At 56.2% G+C, this 17088-nt stretch carries 13 protein-coding genes; 12 read left to right on the top strand and 1 reads right to left on the bottom strand.

Annotation, left to right across the window (positions count from 1 at the left end; genetic code table 11):
- Positions 1–98 precede the first annotated feature (98 nt).
- The 8 genes from ihfB (at position 99) to B2Q93_RS12690 (ending at position 8897) form a co-directional block, all read left to right on the top strand.
- Positions 99–386: an integration host factor subunit beta gene (gene ihfB, locus B2Q93_RS12655; RefSeq protein WP_040076328.1), complete on the top strand. Its 288-nt coding sequence runs from the start codon at positions 99–101 to the stop codon at positions 384–386.
- A 213-nt stretch (positions 387–599) separates the two neighbouring features.
- Positions 600–2864, top strand: a complete 2265-nt coding sequence (locus B2Q93_RS12660; RefSeq protein WP_286933337.1) for a ComEC family protein — start codon at positions 600–602, stop codon at positions 2862–2864.
- A gap of 36 nt (positions 2865–2900) precedes the next feature.
- Positions 2901–4649: a lipid A ABC transporter ATP-binding protein/permease MsbA gene (gene msbA / locus B2Q93_RS12665; RefSeq protein ID WP_040076326.1), complete on the top strand. Its 1749-nt coding sequence runs from the start codon at positions 2901–2903 to the stop codon at positions 4647–4649.
- Positions 4646–5650 carry a tetraacyldisaccharide 4'-kinase gene (gene lpxK / locus B2Q93_RS12670; protein WP_286777790.1) on the top strand — a complete coding sequence of 335 codons (1005 nt, stop codon included), beginning with the start codon at positions 4646–4648 and terminating at the stop codon, positions 5648–5650. The genes msbA and lpxK overlap by 4 nt, the downstream gene beginning before the upstream one ends.
- A gap of 15 nt (positions 5651–5665) precedes the next feature.
- Positions 5666–6895, top strand: a complete 1230-nt coding sequence (locus B2Q93_RS12675; protein ID WP_286933338.1) for a winged helix-turn-helix domain-containing protein — start codon at positions 5666–5668, stop codon at positions 6893–6895.
- A gap of 45 nt (positions 6896–6940) precedes the next feature.
- Entirely contained in the window at positions 6941–7123 is a 183-nt protein-coding gene (gene ycaR, locus B2Q93_RS12680; RefSeq protein ID WP_040076323.1) for a protein YcaR, read from the top strand.
- Positions 7120–7866 carry a 3-deoxy-manno-octulosonate cytidylyltransferase gene (gene kdsB / locus B2Q93_RS12685; RefSeq protein ID WP_286933339.1) on the top strand — a complete coding sequence of 249 codons (747 nt, stop codon included), beginning with the start codon at positions 7120–7122 and terminating at the stop codon, positions 7864–7866. The genes ycaR and kdsB overlap by 4 nt, the downstream gene beginning before the upstream one ends.
- A 137-nt stretch (positions 7867–8003) precedes the next feature.
- Positions 8004–8897 carry a YcbJ family phosphotransferase gene (locus B2Q93_RS12690; protein WP_040076321.1) on the top strand — a complete coding sequence of 298 codons (894 nt, stop codon included), beginning with the start codon at positions 8004–8006 and terminating at the stop codon, positions 8895–8897.
- Here B2Q93_RS12690 and elyC read toward each other — a convergent pair.
- A complete protein-coding gene (gene elyC / locus B2Q93_RS12695; protein ID WP_286933341.1) occupies positions 8874–9653 on the bottom strand; it encodes an envelope biogenesis factor ElyC in 780 nt (259 codons plus the stop codon). The genes B2Q93_RS12690 and elyC overlap by 24 nt on opposite strands.
- Before the next feature lie 124 nt (positions 9654–9777).
- Between elyC and cmoM the strand changes: the two genes are divergently transcribed.
- The 4 genes from cmoM to mukB are packed head-to-tail and all read left to right on the top strand — an operon-like array spanning position 9778 to position 17016.
- Positions 9778–10557, top strand: a complete 780-nt coding sequence (cmoM, locus tag B2Q93_RS12700) for a tRNA uridine 5-oxyacetic acid(34) methyltransferase CmoM (RefSeq protein ID WP_040076319.1) — start codon at positions 9778–9780, stop codon at positions 10555–10557.
- Between the two features lie 3 nt (positions 10558–10560).
- Complete coding sequence (gene mukF / locus B2Q93_RS12705; protein WP_040076318.1) at positions 10561–11883, top strand: chromosome partition protein MukF; 1323 nt, start codon at positions 10561–10563, stop codon at positions 11881–11883.
- Positions 11864–12568 (top strand): chromosome partition protein MukE, encoded by a 705-nt coding sequence (mukE, locus tag B2Q93_RS12710; RefSeq protein WP_046887179.1) that lies wholly within the window; start codon positions 11864–11866, stop codon positions 12566–12568. Before mukF ends, mukE begins: the two co-directional genes overlap by 20 nt.
- Positions 12568–17016 (top strand): chromosome partition protein MukB, encoded by a 4449-nt coding sequence (gene mukB / locus B2Q93_RS12715; protein ID WP_286933343.1) that lies wholly within the window; start codon positions 12568–12570, stop codon positions 17014–17016. Before mukE ends, mukB begins: the two co-directional genes overlap by 1 nt.
- Positions 17017–17088: the final 72 nt, after the last annotated feature.

Below are 17088 nucleotides of genomic sequence, written 5' to 3' on the forward strand. Positions count from 1 at the left end.
TTGCAGGATTCGTCCTGTAATCAATAACAAAGGGCGGCTACGGCCGCCCTTGTTTAATAAGCTGTTCAGCTAATAGGTTTGAAGGAACCGGAGGAATCATGACCAAGTCAGAATTGATCGAAAGACTTGCCAGCCAGCAATCACATATCCCTGCAAAAGCTGTCGAAGATGCAGTGAAAGAGATGCTTGAGCATATGGCCTCGACTCTGGCACAGGGCGAGCGCATTGAAATCCGCGGTTTCGGAAGTTTTTCACTGCACTATCGTGCACCACGCACCGGGCGTAACCCGAAGACTGGCGATAAAGTAGAGCTGGAAGGTAAATACGTTCCGCACTTCAAGCCGGGTAAAGAACTGCGCGATCGCGCCAATATTTATGGCGACTGATTCTGCCCTGCTGGCGTGAATGAGTTGTTGAAGAAAAGCACCTGCGGGTGCTTTTTTTTCGTCTTAAATTCCTCTTCCTGAAAGAACCGCGCAATTTTTAGTGCAACCTTGCAATCATCTTGAAAACTTTTCGTACGCGCTTCCTTATTCATCTTAAGCCATATGACCAGGACTGAATGACCGGGCACACTCCCTGCTAACAGGGAGGTGGAAATGAGTCTGACTGCACTATCAACATGCGTCATCCTGGCGATCGTGCCATTGCTATGGCTGCCTGCGTTGCCAGATTTACATGTTATTCAGGCTATCGCCTTCGCAGGGGCCATCGGTGCCTGGTGTCGCTATCGGCCTGTGCGGTTGACCGGCTTCTGGCTTCTCTTTATGGCCTGGGGGCTGCTTGCCGGGCAGGCGATAGTCTGGCCGATGACCCACCTGACCAAAGGCCGGCAGGAGGCCGAGGTCATTCTTACCGCCAGCGATGGTGACACTACGCACCGGGCGAAAATTATCCGCATCAATGGTCAACGCCTCTCACCTGCCGTCGGGGTGAAGCTCTATGGTCAGGCGCTTCCCCAGGCCGGGTGTGCAGGGCAACGCTGGCGCATGACGCTCGCCTTGCGTCCAGTGCATGGACAGCTCAATGAAGGGGGTTTTGACGCGCAGCGCCATGCCCTGTCACAACATTTACCGTTGACCGGGCGTTTCACGCACGCCCAGCTGCTGGATGCCCGATGCAGTCTGCGTGCCCGCTATCTCGCCTCTCTGAGTGCGACGCTGGAGCCATATCAATGGGGAGCCGTCATGCTGGGATTAGGGATGGGGGAGCGGCTGACGGTCAAGCCAGAAGTAAATGACCTGATGCGGGAAACCGGTACATCCCATCTGATGGCGATTTCTGGATTACATATTGCGCTGGCCGCATCAGCTCTCTGGCTTTTGGTGCGTGCTTTCCAGTTTTTTATCCCTGTACATCGAATAGGCTGGCGAAGCCCGCTGGTGGCCGGTTTTTGCTTTGCTACATTTTACGCGGGGCTGACCGGTATGCAGCCTCCTGCGCTGCGTACCGTGGTATCGCTGGCGGTTTGCCTCGCCTTACAACTCAGCGGGCGACGCTGGTCATCATGGCAGGTATGGCGGGTTTGCATAGCCGCGATCCTGTTTGTCGATCCGCTGGCTGTGCTCTCTCATAGCCTGCTGCTTTCCGCCTTTGCGGTAGCGGCGCTTATCTTTTGGTTTCAGTGGTTGCCCGTGACGAATAGGAGGTTACCCCGGGGAGTGCAGTCCATTGCGAACTTGCTGCATCTACAGTTGGGAATGCTGTTTTTACTACTGCCCCTGCAGGTTGCGTTGTTTCATGGTTTCAGCCTTTCTTCGCTGGCGGCGAACCTGGTTGCCGTACCGCTGGTCACTTTTGTCGCGGTACCGCTCATTTTGCTGGGAATGTTTTGCCATCTTGTGGCCATGACCCTGGTTGAAAATGGGCTGTGGATGGCCACTGATGCCGTACTTGATCTGCTGTTCAGGTTTTTGAAAATTCTGCCCAATGGCTGGATTGGGGTAGACAATCGGTGGACTGGACTGGCACTCCTTCCCTGGCTTGCGCTTATCGGCTGGCGGATGCGCGTCTGGAAGAGCTCGCCGGTACTCTGTCTGGTGGTCATCATTGTGTTCACGTTCCCGTTTTGGCGAGCCAGGCACGATAACAGCTGGGCACTGCATATGTTGGATGTTGGACAGGGGCTGGCTATGGTCATTGAACGTCAGGGCAGGGCGGTGCTTTATGACACAGGCCCAGCGTGGCCGGGGGGAGACAGCGCTCAACTGCACATTATTCCCTGGCTACGCTGGCATCATTTATATCCTGACGGCGTTATTCTCAGTCACGATCATCTGGATCACGCCGGAGGCCTGAACACCTTGCGCAAAACCTGGCCAGATATGTGGGTTCGTAGTCCGCTGCGTCAGGAAGACCATATGCCCTGTTTTCGCGGTGAACGCTGGCAATGGCAGGGGCTGACCTTTACCGCACACTGGCCTGTCGATGCCGTTCGCTGGCGTGGAAATAATCGCTCCTGCGTGGTGAAAGTGGATGACGGGGTACACAGCGTATTATTAACAGGCGATATTGAAGCTGAGGCGGAAAAGGCGATGCTGAGTCACCACTGGCAATATCTTCCGTCTACACTTATCCAGGTGCCTCACCACGGGAGCAATACCTCCTCAACGCTGCCTTTGATACAGCGCGTTAATGGGCATATCGCACTGGTCTCTGCTTCACGATTTAACGCCTGGCGCTTGCCGTCGGTGAAAGTGGCAAATCGCTATCGTAAGGAGGGTTATCAGTGGGTCACTACCCCCCAGAGCGGGCAAATCACGGTGACGTTTACACCGCAAGCGTGGCAAATCCAACGTTTACGATATCAATATTTCCGTCGTTGGTATCATCAGTGGTTTGGCGTGCCCGGCGATAACGGGTAGAATATGCGGCTATTTCAACAAATGCTGGTTTTATGAATGCATAACGATAAAGATCTCTCCACGTGGCAGACCTTCCGCCGTCTCTGGCCGATGATTGCACCTTTCAAGCCTGGTCTGATCGTGGCAGCCGTCGCGTTAATTCTCAACGCTGCCAGCGATACTTTCATGCTATCGCTTCTCAAGCCACTGTTGGACGAGGGTTTTGGTAAAACGGATCGCTCTGTGCTGCTGTGGATGCCTTTGGTGGTTATCGGCCTGATGGTCATGCGTGGTATCACCAGCTATGTCTCTAGCTACTGCATCTCCTGGGTGTCAGGAAAAGTGGTAATGACGATGCGCCGCCGTCTGTTCAGCCACATGATGGGCATGCCGGTCTCCTTCTTCGACAAGCAGTCCACCGGGACGCTGTTGTCGCGCATTACCTACGACTCAGAACAAGTTGCCTCTTCCTCTTCGGGCGCGCTGATTACCGTGGTGCGTGAAGGCGCGTCGATTATCGGCCTGTTCATCATGATGTTTTACTACAGCTGGCAGCTGTCGCTGATACTCATCGTACTCGCCCCGGTTGTCTCTATCGCCATTCGCGTCGTCTCCAAACGTTTCCGCAATATCAGTAAAAATATGCAGAACACCATGGGACAAGTGACCACCAGCGCAGAGCAGATGCTGAAAGGCCACAAAGAGGTGCTGATCTTCGGCGGTCAGGAAGTTGAAACCAAACGCTTCGATAAGGTCAGCAACAAAATGCGTACCCAGGGGATGAAAATGGTTTCCGCTTCATCCATCTCCGATCCAATCATTCAGCTGATTGCCTCCCTTGCCCTGGCGTTTGTACTGTATGCTGCGAGCTTCCCAAGCGTGATGGAAACCCTGACGGCCGGTACGATTACCGTTGTCTTCTCGTCAATGATTGCCCTGATGCGCCCGCTCAAATCGCTGACTAACGTCAACGCGCAGTTCCAGCGCGGTATGGCAGCCTGCCAGACGCTGTTCAGTATCCTCGATTCAGAGCAGGAGAAAGACGAAGGGACGCGCGTGATTGAACGTGCAAAAGGCAATGTCCAGTTCCGCAACGTCACCTTTACCTACCCCGGCCGTGAAGCGCCTGCGCTGCGTAATATCAATCTGGATATTCCGGAAGGTAAAACCGTGGCACTGGTTGGCCGGTCTGGTTCGGGTAAATCGACCATCGCTAGTCTGATGACCCGTTTTTACGATATCGATGAGGGTGAGATTTTACTCGATGGGCACGATTTGCGGGAATACACCCTGCAGTCGCTGCGTAACCAGGTTGCGCTGGTTTCTCAGAACGTCCACCTGTTCAATGATACCGTTGCCAATAACATCGCCTATGCCCGTACAGAAGAGTACAGCCGCGAGCAGATCGAAAACGCTGCCCGTATGGCCTATGCGATGGACTTTATCAATAAGATGGATAACGGTCTTGATACCGTTATTGGTGAAAACGGCGTGCTGCTCTCCGGCGGTCAGCGTCAACGTATCGCGATTGCCCGCGCGCTGCTGCGTGATAGCCCGATACTGATTCTCGACGAAGCCACCTCTGCGCTCGATACCGAGTCAGAGCGTGCCATTCAGTCGGCACTGGATGAGCTGCAGAAAAACCGTACCTCGCTGGTGATTGCGCACCGTCTCTCTACCATCGAACAGGCCGATGAGATTGTGGTGGTGGAAGATGGCGTCATTGTTGAGCGCGGCAGCCATGCCGATCTGCTTGAACAACGCGGTGTCTATGCTCAGCTTCATAAGATGCAGTTTGGCGCATGATTGCCCGCATCTGGTCCGGTGAGTCACCCCTGTGGCTGTTGCTGTTACCGCTCTCCTGGCTGTATGGCCTGGTGAGCGGTCTCATACGCCTCAGCTACAGGCTGGGCCTGAAAAAAGCATGGCGTGCTCCCGTGCCCGTTGTGGTCGTTGGAAATCTTACCGCCGGTGGCAACGGCAAAACGCCGGTTGTTATCTGGCTGGTAGAGCAGTTAACGCGTCAGGGGATTCGCGTGGGCGTTGTCTCACGGGGTTATGGCGGCAAAGCGGCTAGCTATCCTCTGGTGCTTAATGCGCAGACAACGACAGCAGAAGCTGGCGATGAACCGGTATTAATCTTCCAGCGTACCGGAGTGCCGGTGGCGGTGTCCCCGGTACGTAGCGAAGCCGTACAGGCGCTGCTGGAACATGCTCCGGTACAGCTGGTCATTACCGATGACGGTCTGCAGCACTACGCGCTGGCGCGTGATAAAGAGATAGTGGTCGTGGACGGTGTCCGTCGTTTTGGGAATGGCTGGTGGTTGCCTGCCGGGCCGATGCGCGAGCGGGCTTCCCGTTTAGATTCCGTCGATGCGATCATCGTCAATGGCGGCGCGGCCCAGGCGGGTGAGATCCCGATGCGGCTGCAGCCGGGGCTGGCAGTTAATCTGCTCAGCGGTGAACGTCGTAACGTGGCTGAACTCCCGGGCCTGGTTGCGATGGCGGGCATTGGCCATCCGCCGCGCTTCTTCGCAACCCTGGAGCAGTGCGGCGCCACGCTGGTAAAAAAAATCCCGCTGGCTGACCATCAGGCAGTGAGCCAGCAGCAGGTTGCGGCGATGACCACTTCGGGCCAGACATTAATCATGACCGAAAAAGACGCTGTAAAATGTCGCCCCTTTGCGCGTGATAACTGGTGGTATTTGCCTGTCGATGCAGAGTTAGAGGGCGAGCGCCCTGAAAAACTGCTTCTGGAACTGATCGCCCTCGCGCGCCAGGCTAATGAGGTCGCCACCGCGCATTAACTGACAGGACACGCTATGGCTCTCCCCTGGCTTACGCTTTCAGCTGCACGTCATCTTCATCTTTCTGCCCAGGGGCTGCTAAAAAAGCCTCGCCGCCGCGCAACGCCTACGGACATCCTTTTTGCCATTCAACGCATGTCGTTGCTGCAAATCGATACCATCAATATTGTCGCCCGCAGCCCTTACCTTGTGCTCTTCAGTCGTCTTGGTGCGTATTCGCCTGAGTGGCTTGATAACGCCCTCAGTAACGGCGAACTGATGGAGTACTGGGCCCATGAGGCCTGCTTTCTGCCGCGCAGTGATTTTGCCCTGGTGCGCCATCGCATGCGCGCCCCGGACAAGATGGGCTGGAAATACCGTAAAGAGTGGATGGAACAACACGCCCAGGAAATTAAAGCGCTGACAGAGCATATCAAGCAAAACGGCCCGGTCCGTTCCGCTGACTTTGAACATCCGCGTAAAGGTGCTAGCGGCTGGTGGGAGTGGAAGCCCCATAAACGCCATCTCGAAGGACTCTTTACCGCCGGGGAAGTGATGGTGATCGCGCGGCGGAATTTCCAGCGGGTCTACGATTTGACCCACCGGGTGATGCCGCACTGGGACGATGAGCGGGATATGCTCTCTCAGAGCGCGGCCGAAGCTATCATGCTGGAAAACAGCGCCCGCAGTCTGGGCATTTTTCGCCCGCAATGGCTGGCCGATTATTATCGGCTGCGCCAGCCAGCCCTGGCGCCCCTTTTGCAGGAGTGGCAGGCGCAACAGCGGATCATTCCCGTGGAGGTAGAGTCATTAGGCGCAATGTGGCTGCACAGCGATCTGCTACCTGAACTGGAACTCGCGCTGGCGGGAAAACTGACAGCAACCCACAGTGCGGTTTTATCCCCCTTTGACCCGGTAGTATGGGACCGCAAACGCGCCGAACAGTTTTTTGATTTTAGCTATCGGCTGGAGTGCTATACCCCGGCTCCCAAACGCCACTATGGCTATTTTGTCCTGCCCTTGCTGCATAAAGGGCAGCTGGTGGGGCGAATGGATGCCAAAATGCACCGTAAAGCTGGCGAGCTTGAGATTATTTCTCTCTATCTGGAAGAGGGGACGCGAGTCACCGCCGGGCTGGAGAAGGGGCTGCGCGCCGCAATAACCGAATTTGCTGCCTGGCAGGGCGCAACGCGCGTTCGGCTGGGTCAACTGCCGCACGGTCTATTTGCTACCTGTCGAAGTGGCTGGGAAATAGACGCGGTCTGAAAAAGGAATATGGTAAGCTTTAGCCATAACCTATACGGAGGAATCATGGATCACCGTTTACTTGAAATCATTGCCTGCCCGGTGTGCAACGGCAAACTCTATTACAGCCAGGATAAGCAGGAACTTATCTGTAAAGTGGATAGCCTGGCGTTCCCTCTGCGTGACGGGATCCCTGTCCTGCTGGAAACCGAAGCCCGCGCGCTGGCGGCAGAAGAGAGCAAACCATGAGTTTTGTGGTCATCATTCCTGCGCGTTTTGCCTCCACCCGTCTGCCGGGTAAACCGCTGGTCGATATCAATGGCAAACCCATGATTGTGCATGTCCTTGAGCGTGCGCGGGAATCGGGTGCCGAGCGTGTGATCGTGGCAACCGATCATGAAGAGGTGGCTCGTGCGGTGGAAGCCGCCGGGGGCGAAGTGTGCATGACCCGTGCCGATCACCAGTCCGGTACTGAGCGTCTGGCCGAGGTGGTTGAGAAGTGCGGTTTTAGCGACGACACGGTCATTGTTAACGTCCAGGGCGATGAGCCCATGATTCCGGCGGTGATTATCCGTCAGGTCGCGGAAAATCTGGCGCAGCGTCAGGTTGGAATGGCCACGCTGGCGGTGCCCATTCACAGTGCGGAAGAGGCATTTAACCCTAACGCCGTAAAAGTGGTGATGGATGCCGAAGGCTACGCGCTCTACTTCTCCCGCGCGACCATTCCATGGGATCGCGACCGTTTTGCCGCTTCGCGCGAAACCGTGGGCGATACTTTTCTCCGCCATCTGGGGATCTACGGCTACCGCGCCGGGTTTATCCGCCGCTATGTGACCTGGTCTCCGAGCCCGCTGGAGCAGATCGAACTGCTTGAGCAGCTGCGCGTGCTCTGGTACGGCGAGAAGATCCATGTCGCCGTGGCCGAACAGGTGCCCGGGACAGGGGTCGATACCCAGGAAGATCTTGAGCGCGTTCGCGCAGAGTTACGCTAATCCCGCCCATCCCCTCCGTCGAGGGGATTTTTTCGCTTCATTTGATGAAATCTTTTCCCGGATTGATCTCAGAAGGGTGACATCCGTCGTCCGCGCGCTCATTATAAAAGCAGTAGTCTTGATGGGGGTAATCTCAAATGGAACAGCTGCGAGTGGAGCTCAGCCATCTGCTGGGAGAAAAATTGAGCCGCGTGGAGTGTGTCCACGAAAAGGCCGATACCACGCTCTGGTCTCTGTATGACAGCCAGGGTAATCCGCTGCCGCTACTGGCCAGAAGTTTCACCTCCCCGGACGTTGCCCGGCAGCTGGCGTGGAAGATCTCCATGCTGGCGCGCAGCGGTACGGTACGCATGCCCACGGTTTACGGTGTTATGACCCACGAGGATCATCCTGGCCCGGATGTATTACTGATTGAACGTCTGCGCGGGGTCTCTGTTGAAGCCCCGGCGCGCACGCCGGATCGCTGGGAACAACTTAAAGATCAGATCGTCGAGGCGCTGCTCTCCTGGCATCGACACGATAGTGGCGGGCTGGTCGGCCCGGTCGACAGCACTCAGGAAAACCTCTGGCCGCTCTGGTATCGCCAGCGCGTTGAAGTCCTTTGGGGAACACTGAATCAGTATCAGAACACCGGATTAACGATGCAAGACAGACGGATCCTGTTTCGTACCCGGCAGTGTCTGCCCGCACTTTTCGAAGGTTTCAACGACAACAGCGTTCTGATTCACGGCAACTTTACGCTGCGTAGCATGCTTAAAGATCCGCGTAGCGATCAGCTGCTGGCGATGGTGGGGCCGGGGGTTATGCTTTGGGCACCGCGCGAGTACGAGCTGTTTCGTCTGAGCGATAGCGGCCTGGCAGAAGGATTGCTCTGGCACTACCTACAGCGCGCGCCCGTGTCCGAATCCTTCCTCTGGCGCCGCTGGCTTTATATGTTGTGGGATGAAGTAGCACAGCTGGTGAATACCGGCCGTTTCAGCCGTGCCAACTTCGATCTGGCCTCTAAATCACTGCTCCCCTGGCTCGTCTGAAGCACCCTTCAGCCATTGCCAGATTCGGCCCAGCGTCTCATACCCTACGCGATCGCTGTGCATTAACCAGACTGGAGAGGGGATGACCTTCTCCCAGGGGTTGAGCGGGGCGTTGATCGCTAACTGGTTTGCCGGCGCAGGTAGCGGATGCAGCCCCACATGTCTGAAGAAAATCATCGCACGTGGCAGATGAGAGGCGGAGGTCACCAGCAAGAAGGGCGCATCGCCAATCGCCTTCTTGACCGCTGCCGCCTCTTCTTCCGTATCTTTCGGGCTATCGAGCGTGATGATCTCGCTTCGCGGTACTCCCAGTGATTCTGCTACGCGTGCACCCGCTTCGGCCGTGCTTACCGGGTTCGTCTTCGCTGCCGCGCCGGTGAAGATAAACTTCGATCCGGGGTTCGCCCGCCACAGGCGAATACCTTCGTTAAGCCGCGGCAGGCTATTGTTAATCAGGTTAGAGCTGGGTGCCCACTGGGGATCCCAGGTATAGCCGCCCCCCAGAATCACAATGTAGGCCACTTTCTGTGTATTCTGCCAGGTAGGATAGCGCTCCTCTATGGGTCGCAAGAGCCCATCGGCAACCGGCTGCAGGCTTAACAGCAACAAGGCCAGCCAACCGACGGTGGTCAAAATTTTTCCCGCCTTCTGAAACCGGCTGAACCACAGCAACGCCAGACCCAGCGCGATAATCAACAGCAGCAGCGGCAGCGGCAACATCATGCCGCCAAGGTATTTCTTCAGTGTAAAAAGCATCCTTTTTGGTTCCTTTTTTAACCATATAGCAGGCTAATACCGGTGATATTACACCAGAGAGGTTCATTCTCCGCGCGGGTGTGACAAAATAGCGGTTTTGCAGTTAGCGAGTGGAACTCTCCCAATGCGGGATCGCAATTTTGATGACATCGCGGAAAAGTTTTCGCGCAATATTTACGGCACCACGAAAGGGCAGTTACGTCAGACGATCCTCTGGCAGGATCTGGACAACATTCTTGCCGAAGCGGGTGACCGTACGTTGCGTGTACTCGATGCCGGTGGCGGGGAGGGGCAGACTGCCATTTTGATGGCGCAGCGTGGTCACCACGTCACACTTTGCGATCTCTCTTCTGAAATGGTTGCGCGTGCACAACGGGCCGCAGAAGAGAAAGGTGTGAGCGAGAACATGCATTTCATACATTGCGCCGCTCAGGACATCCCGCAGCATTTGGAAACGCAGGTTGATCTGATATTGTTCCATGCTGTGCTGGAATGGGTGGCCGAGCCGCAGGCGGTGTTAAAAACGCTGTGGTCGATGTTGTCGCCTGGCGGTACGTTATCGCTGATGTTTTACAACGCCAATGGCCTGCTGATGCGTAACGTACTGGTGGGCAATTTCGGCTATGTGCAGCAGGGTATGTACAAAAAGAAACGGCGCACGCTTTCGCCGGATTTCCCCCGTGAACCGCAGCAGGTCTATGGCTGGCTGGAGGAGATTGGCTGGGAGATCACCGGTAAAACAGGCGTGAGGGTGTTTCATGATTATCTGCGTGATAAACAAAAACAGCATGACTGTTTAGACGCCTTAACAGAAATTGAAACGCGGTATTGTCGCCAGGAGCCTTACTTAAGCCTTGGCCGCTATATTCACGTCACCGCGCGCAAGCCGCAGATGCAAGGATAATCTATGAGTGAATTTTCCCAGACAGTCCCCGAACTGGTTGCCTGGGCCAGGAAAAACGATTTCTCCATCTCGCTGCCGGTAGACCGACTCTCTTTCCTGCTGGCGGTTGCCACGCTGAATGGCGAACGGCTGGATGGTGAAATGAGTGAGGGTGAACTGGTGGATGCGTTCCGCCATGTCAGTGATGCGTTTGAGCAAACCAGCGAAACCATTAGCGTGCGTGCCAACAACGCAATTAACGATATGGTGCGTCAACGTCTGCTGAACCGCTTTACCAGCGAGCTGGCGGAAGGCAATGCCATCTATCGTCTGACCCCGCTCGGTATTGGTATCACCGATTACTATATTCGCCAGCGTGAATTCTCGACCCTGCGTCTCTCTATGCAGCTGTCGATTGTGGCCGGCGAGCTGAAGCGCGCGGCCGATGCGGCGGATGAAGGTGGCGATGAGTTCCACTGGCATCGTAATGTTTACGCCCCGCTGAAATACTCGGTGGCCGAGATTTTTGACAGTATCGACCTTACCCAGCGCCTGATGGACGAACAGCAGCAGCTGGTGAAAGACGATATCGCCCAGCTGCTGAACAAAGACTGGCGTGCGGCCATCTCCAGCTGTGAACTTTTACTGTCAGAAACCTCCGGTACGCTGCGGGAACTGCAGGATACGCTCGAAGCGGCAGGGGATAAACTGCAGGCAAATCTGCTGCGCATCCAGGATGCGACCCTGTCCCACGACGATCTGCACTTTGTCGATCGTCTGGTCTTCGATCTACAAAGCAAGCTTGACCGTATTATCAGCTGGGGTCAGCAGGCTATCGATCTGTGGATCGGCTACGATCGCCACGTGCATAAGTTCATCCGTACCGCAATCGATATGGATAAAAACCGCGTCTTCGCTCAGCGCCTGCGCCAGTCCGTACAGAACTATTTTGATGCCCCCTGGGCATTGACCTACGCCAGCGCTGACCGTCTGCTGGATATGCGCGATGAAGAGATGGCTCTGCGCGACGAAGAGGTGACCGGGGAGTTGCCGCCCGATCTGGAATATGAAGAGTTCAACGAAATTCGTGAGCAGCTGGCAGCAATGATTGAAGAGCAGCTGGCGGTTTATAAAGCCAAACAAACGCCACTGGACCTCGGTCTGGTGGTGCGCGACTATCTTGCCCAATACCCGCGCGCGCGCCATTTCGATATTGCGCGCATCGTGGTCGACCAGGCCGTACGTCTGGGCGTCGCGCAAGCAGATTTCACCGGACTGCCGCCGAAGTGGCAGCCGATTAACGATTACGGAGCCAAGGTACAGGCGCATGTCATTGACAAATATTGAACAAGTGATGCCAGTTAAGCTGGCCCAGGCGCTGGCAAATCCGTTATTTCCTGCGCTGGACAGCCAGCTGCGTGCCGGCCGTCACATTGGCCTGGACGAGCTGGATAATCACGCCTTTTTGATGGATTTTCAGGAATACCTCGAAGAGTTTTACGCGCGTTATAACGTGGAGCTCATCCGTGCGCCAGAAGGATTCTTTTACCTGCGCCCACGCTCCACCACCCTCATCCCGCGTTCGGTCCTCTCCGAACTGGATATGATGGTCGGTAAGATCCTCTGTTATCTCTACCTCAGCCCGGAACGTCTGGCGAATGAAGGTATCTTCACCCAGCAGGAGCTGTATGACGAACTGCTGAATCTGGCCGAAGAGAATAAGCTGCTGAAGCTGGTGAACAACCGCTCGACGGGTTCGGATCTCGATCGTCAGAAATTACAGGAAAAAGTGCGCTCTTCTCTGAACCGCCTGCGCCGTCTTGGGATGGTCTGGTTTATGGGCCATGACAGCAGCAAGTTCCGCATCACTGAATCAGTGTTCCGCTTTGGTGCCGATGTGCGCACCGGCGACGATCCGCGTGAAGCACAGCTGCGCATGATCCGTGACGGTGAAGCGATGCCGGTGGAGAACCATCTGCAACTCAATGATGAGAACGAAGAGAACCAGCCGGATAGCGGGGAGGAAGAGTAATGATTGAACGCGGTAAGTTTCGCTCACTAACGCTGATTAACTGGAACGGCTTCTTTGCGCGTACCTTCGATCTGGATGAGCTGGTCACGACGCTCTCCGGTGGTAACGGGGCGGGTAAATCCACCACCATGGCGGCGTTTGTTACGGCGTTAATCCCTGATTTAACCCTGCTGCATTTCCGTAATACAACCGAAGCGGGTGCCACCAGCGGCTCTCGTGACAAGGGCCTGCACGGTAAGCTGAAGGCGGGCGTCTGTTATTCGGTGCTTGACGTGATTAACTCCCGCCACCAGCGCGTGGTGGTGGGTGTTCGTCTGCAACAAGTTGCCGGTCGCGATCGTAAAGTCGATATCAAACCCTTTGCCATTCAGGGCCTCCCGACCTCTATTCAGCCTACCGCACTGCTCACCGAGACCCTGAACGATCGTCAGGCCCGCGTCCTGAGTCTGCAGGAGCTGAAAGATAAGCTCGATGAGATCGAAGGCGTGCAGTTTAAACAGTTCAACTCCATTACCGACTATCACTCGTTAATGTTTGATCTGGGCATTGTGGCCCGTCGCCTGCGCTCAGCTTCCGATCGTAGCAAATACTACCGTCTGATTGAGGCCTCGCTTTACGGGGGGATCTCCAGCGCCATTACCCGCTCGCTGCGCGATTACCTGTTGCCAGAAAATAGCGGCGTGCGTAAAGCCTTCCAGGACATGGAAGCTGCCCTGCGCGAAAACCGCATGACGCTGGAAGCGATTCGCGTTACCCAGTCTGACCGCGATCTGTTTAAGCATCTGATCAGCGAAGCCACCAACTATGTGGCGGCAGACTACATGCGCCACGCTAACGAGCGTCGCATCCATCTGGATAAGGCCCTTGAGTACCGTCGTGAGCTCTTTACCTCGCGTAAACAGCTGGTGGCAGAACAGTACAAACACGTTGAGATGGCCCGCGAGTTGGGCGAGCACAACGGTGCCGAAGGGGATCTGGAAGCCGATTACCAGGCGGCCAGCGATCACCTGAACCTGGTGCAGACGGCCCTGCGTCAGCAAGAAAAAATTGAGCGTTACGAAGCGGATCTCGATGAGCTGCAAATTCGTCTGGAAGAGCAGAACGAAGTGGTGGCCGAAGCCGCCGATAAGCAGGAAGAGAACGAAGCCCGTGCCGAAGCGGCCGAACTGGAAGTGGATGAGCTGAAAAGCCAGCTCGCCGATTACCAGCAGGCGCTGGATGTTCAGCAGACCCGTGCCATTCAGTACACCCAGGCGCTTCAGGCGCTTGAACGGGCTAAAGCCCTCTGTCATTTGCCGGATCTGACGCCGGACAGCGCCGACGAATGGCTGGAAACCTTCCAGGCCAAAGAGCAGGAAGCCACCGAGAAACTGCTCAATCTCGAGCAGAAAATGAGCGTAGCCCAAACGGCGCACAGCCAGTTTGAACAGGCTTATCAGCTGGTGGTGGCTATCAATGGTCCGCTGGCGCGTAATGAAGCCTGGGATGTGGCGCGTGAATTACTGCGTGACGGCGTCAACCAGCGCCATCAGGCAGAGCAGGTGCAGCCCCTGCGCATGCGTCTGACTGAGCTGGAACAGCGCCTGCGCGAGCAACAGGATGCTGAGCGTCTGCTGGCGGAGTTCTGTAAACGCCATGGCAAGCGCGTCGATATCGACGAGCTGGAATCGCTGCACCAGGAGCTGGAGACCCGCATTGCCTCTCTCTCCGACACGGTATCCAGCGCCAGTGAACAGCGTATGACGCTGCGTCAGGAACAGGAACAGCTGCAATCGCGTATGCAGCGCTTGCAGCAAAGAGCACCGGTCTGGCTGGCCGCCCAGAGTAGCCTGAATCAGCTGAGCGAGCAGTGTGGCGAAGAATTTACCTCCAGTCAGGAGGTGACAGAATACTTGCAGCAGTTGCTTGAGCGTGAGCGTGAAGCGATTGTTGAGCGTGACGAAGTCGGCGCGCGTAAACGTGAAGTTGATGAAGAGATTGAGCGCTTAAGCCAGCCGGGCGGTGCAGAAGATGCTCGTCTGAATACGCTGGCAGAGCGGTTTGGCGGCGTGTTGCTGTCAGAAATTTACGATGATGTCGGTCTGGATGATGCGCCTTACTTCTCCGCGCTGTATGGCCCGTCGCGAAACGCCATTGTCGTGCCGGATCTGTCGCTGATTTCAGAGCAGCTGGCGGGCCTGGAAGATTGTCCGGAAGATCTCTACCTGATCGAAGGGGATCCGCAGTCGTTCGATGACAGTGTTTTCAGCGTCGACGAGCTGGAAAAGGCGGTTGTGGTCAAGATCGCCGATCGCCAGTGGCGTTACTCGCGCTTCCCGGAGCTGCCGCTGTTTGGCCGCGCCGCGCGTGAAAACCGCATTGAAAGCCTGCACGCCGAGCGTGAAAAGCTTTCTGAACGTTATGCGACCTTGTCCTTTGACGTCCAGAAAACCCAGCGTCTGCACCAGGCCTTTAGTCGCTTTATCGGCAGCCATCTGGGCGTGGCCTTTGAAGACGATCCGGAAGCTGAAATCCGTAAGCTCACCACCCGCCGTGCTGAGCTGGAACGTGCGATCGCCAACCACGAGAATGATAACCAGCAGAGCCGCGTGCAGTTTGACCAGGCGAAAGAGGGCGTGGCTGCGTTGAACCGTATTCTGCCGCGGCTGAATCTGCTGGCGGATGACACGCTCGCCGATCGCGTCGATGAGATTCAGGAGCGTCTGGCTGACGCGCAGGAAGCCGCGCGCTTTGTGCAGCAGTACGGTAATCAGCTGGCGAAGCTGGAGCCGATGGTTTCTGTTTTGCAGAGTGACCCGGAGCAGTTCGAACAGCTAAAAGAGGATTATGCGTACTCCCAGCAGGTGCAGCGCGAAGCACGTCAGCAGGCATTTGCCCTGACGGAAGTCGCCCAGCGCCGGGCGCACTTTAGTTACTCTGACTCCGCCGACATGTTGAGCGGAAACAGCGATCTGAACGAAAAGTTGCGCCATCGCCTGGAGCAGGCCGAAGGTGAACGTACCCGCGCCCGTGAAGCGATGCGCGGTCACGCGGCACAACTGAACCAGTACAATCAGGTGCTGGCGTCCCTGAAAAGTTCTTATGACACCAAGAAAGAGCTGTTAACCGACCTGCATAAAGAGCTGCAGGATATCGGCGTGCGTGCAGACAGTGGGGCAGAAGAGCGCGCGCGTCAGCGTCGCGATGAACTCCATGGCCAGCTCAGTAACAACCGTGCCCGTCGCAATCAGCTGGAAAAAGCGCTCACCTTCTGTGAAGCGGAGATGGACAACCTGACCCGTCGTCTGCGCAAGCTGGAACGTGACTACCACGAAATGCGCGAGCAGGTAGTCACCGCCAAGGCGGGCTGGTGCGCAGTAATGCGTATGGTAAAAGATAATGGCGTAGAACGTCGTCTGCACCGTCGCGAACTGGCCTATCTCTCCGGGGATGAGCTGCGTTCAATGTCGGATAAGGCGCTGGGTGCGCTGCGTCTGGCGGTTGCAGATAACGAACATCTGCGCGATGTGTTGCGCATGTCGGAAGATCCAAAACGCCCTGAGCGTAAGATTCAGTTCTTCGTGGCGGTGTATCAGCACCTGCGTGAACGTATTCGCCAGGATATTATTCGTACGGACGATCCGGTTGAAGCCATCGAGCAGATGGAGATTGAACTGGGGCGTTTGACCGAAGAGTTGACCTCACGTGAGCAGAAGCTGGCTATTAGCTCCCGCAGCGCGGCGAACATCATTCGCAAAACCATCCAGCGCGAACAGAACCGTATCCGCCAGCTCAACCAGGGGCTGCAGAGCGTCTCGTTCGGACAGGTGAATAGCGTGCGTCTGAACGTAAACGTGCGTGAGACGCATGCCACGCTGCTGGATGTTCTCTCGGAGCAACACGAACAGCATCAGGATCTGTTTAACAGTAATCGTCTCACCTTCTCTGAAGCGCTGGCGAAGCTCTATCAGCGCCTGAATCCACAGATCGACATGGGGCAGCGTACGCCGCAAACCATCGGCGAAGAGCTGCTGGACTACCGTAACTACCTCGAAATGGAAGTGGAAGTTAACCGTGGCTCCGACGGCTGGCTGCGCGCAGAATCGGGGGCGCTCTCTACCGGGGAAGCGATCGGTACCGGTATGTCGATTCTGGTAATGGTCGTTCAGAGCTGGGAAGATGAAGCGCGGCGTCTGCGTGGCAAGGATATCTCGCCATGCCGTCTGCTGTTCCTGGATGAAGCGGCGCGTCTGGATGCCCGCTCTATCGCCACGCTGTTCGAACTGTGCGACCGTCTGGAGATGCAGTTGATCATCGCGGCGCCAGAGAATATCAGTCCTGAGAAGGGCACCACCTACAAACTGGTGCGTAAAGTGTTCCAGAACAGCGAACACGTACATGTTGTCGGCCTGCGCGGATTTGCGCCGCAGCCGCCGGAATCCTTCCCGGGCACGGCAGACGCCTCCTGAACACTCCGAAAATAACAAAAGGCGGCGAATAAGCCGCCTTTTTTATTCCTTGATGATGTACCCGCGGCTACG

Origin of the sequence: Leclercia sp. UBA5958, from assembly GCF_002430365.1 — a bacterium.
GTDB classification, from domain to species: Bacteria; Pseudomonadota; Gammaproteobacteria; order Enterobacterales; family Enterobacteriaceae; genus Enterobacter; species Enterobacter pneumoniae.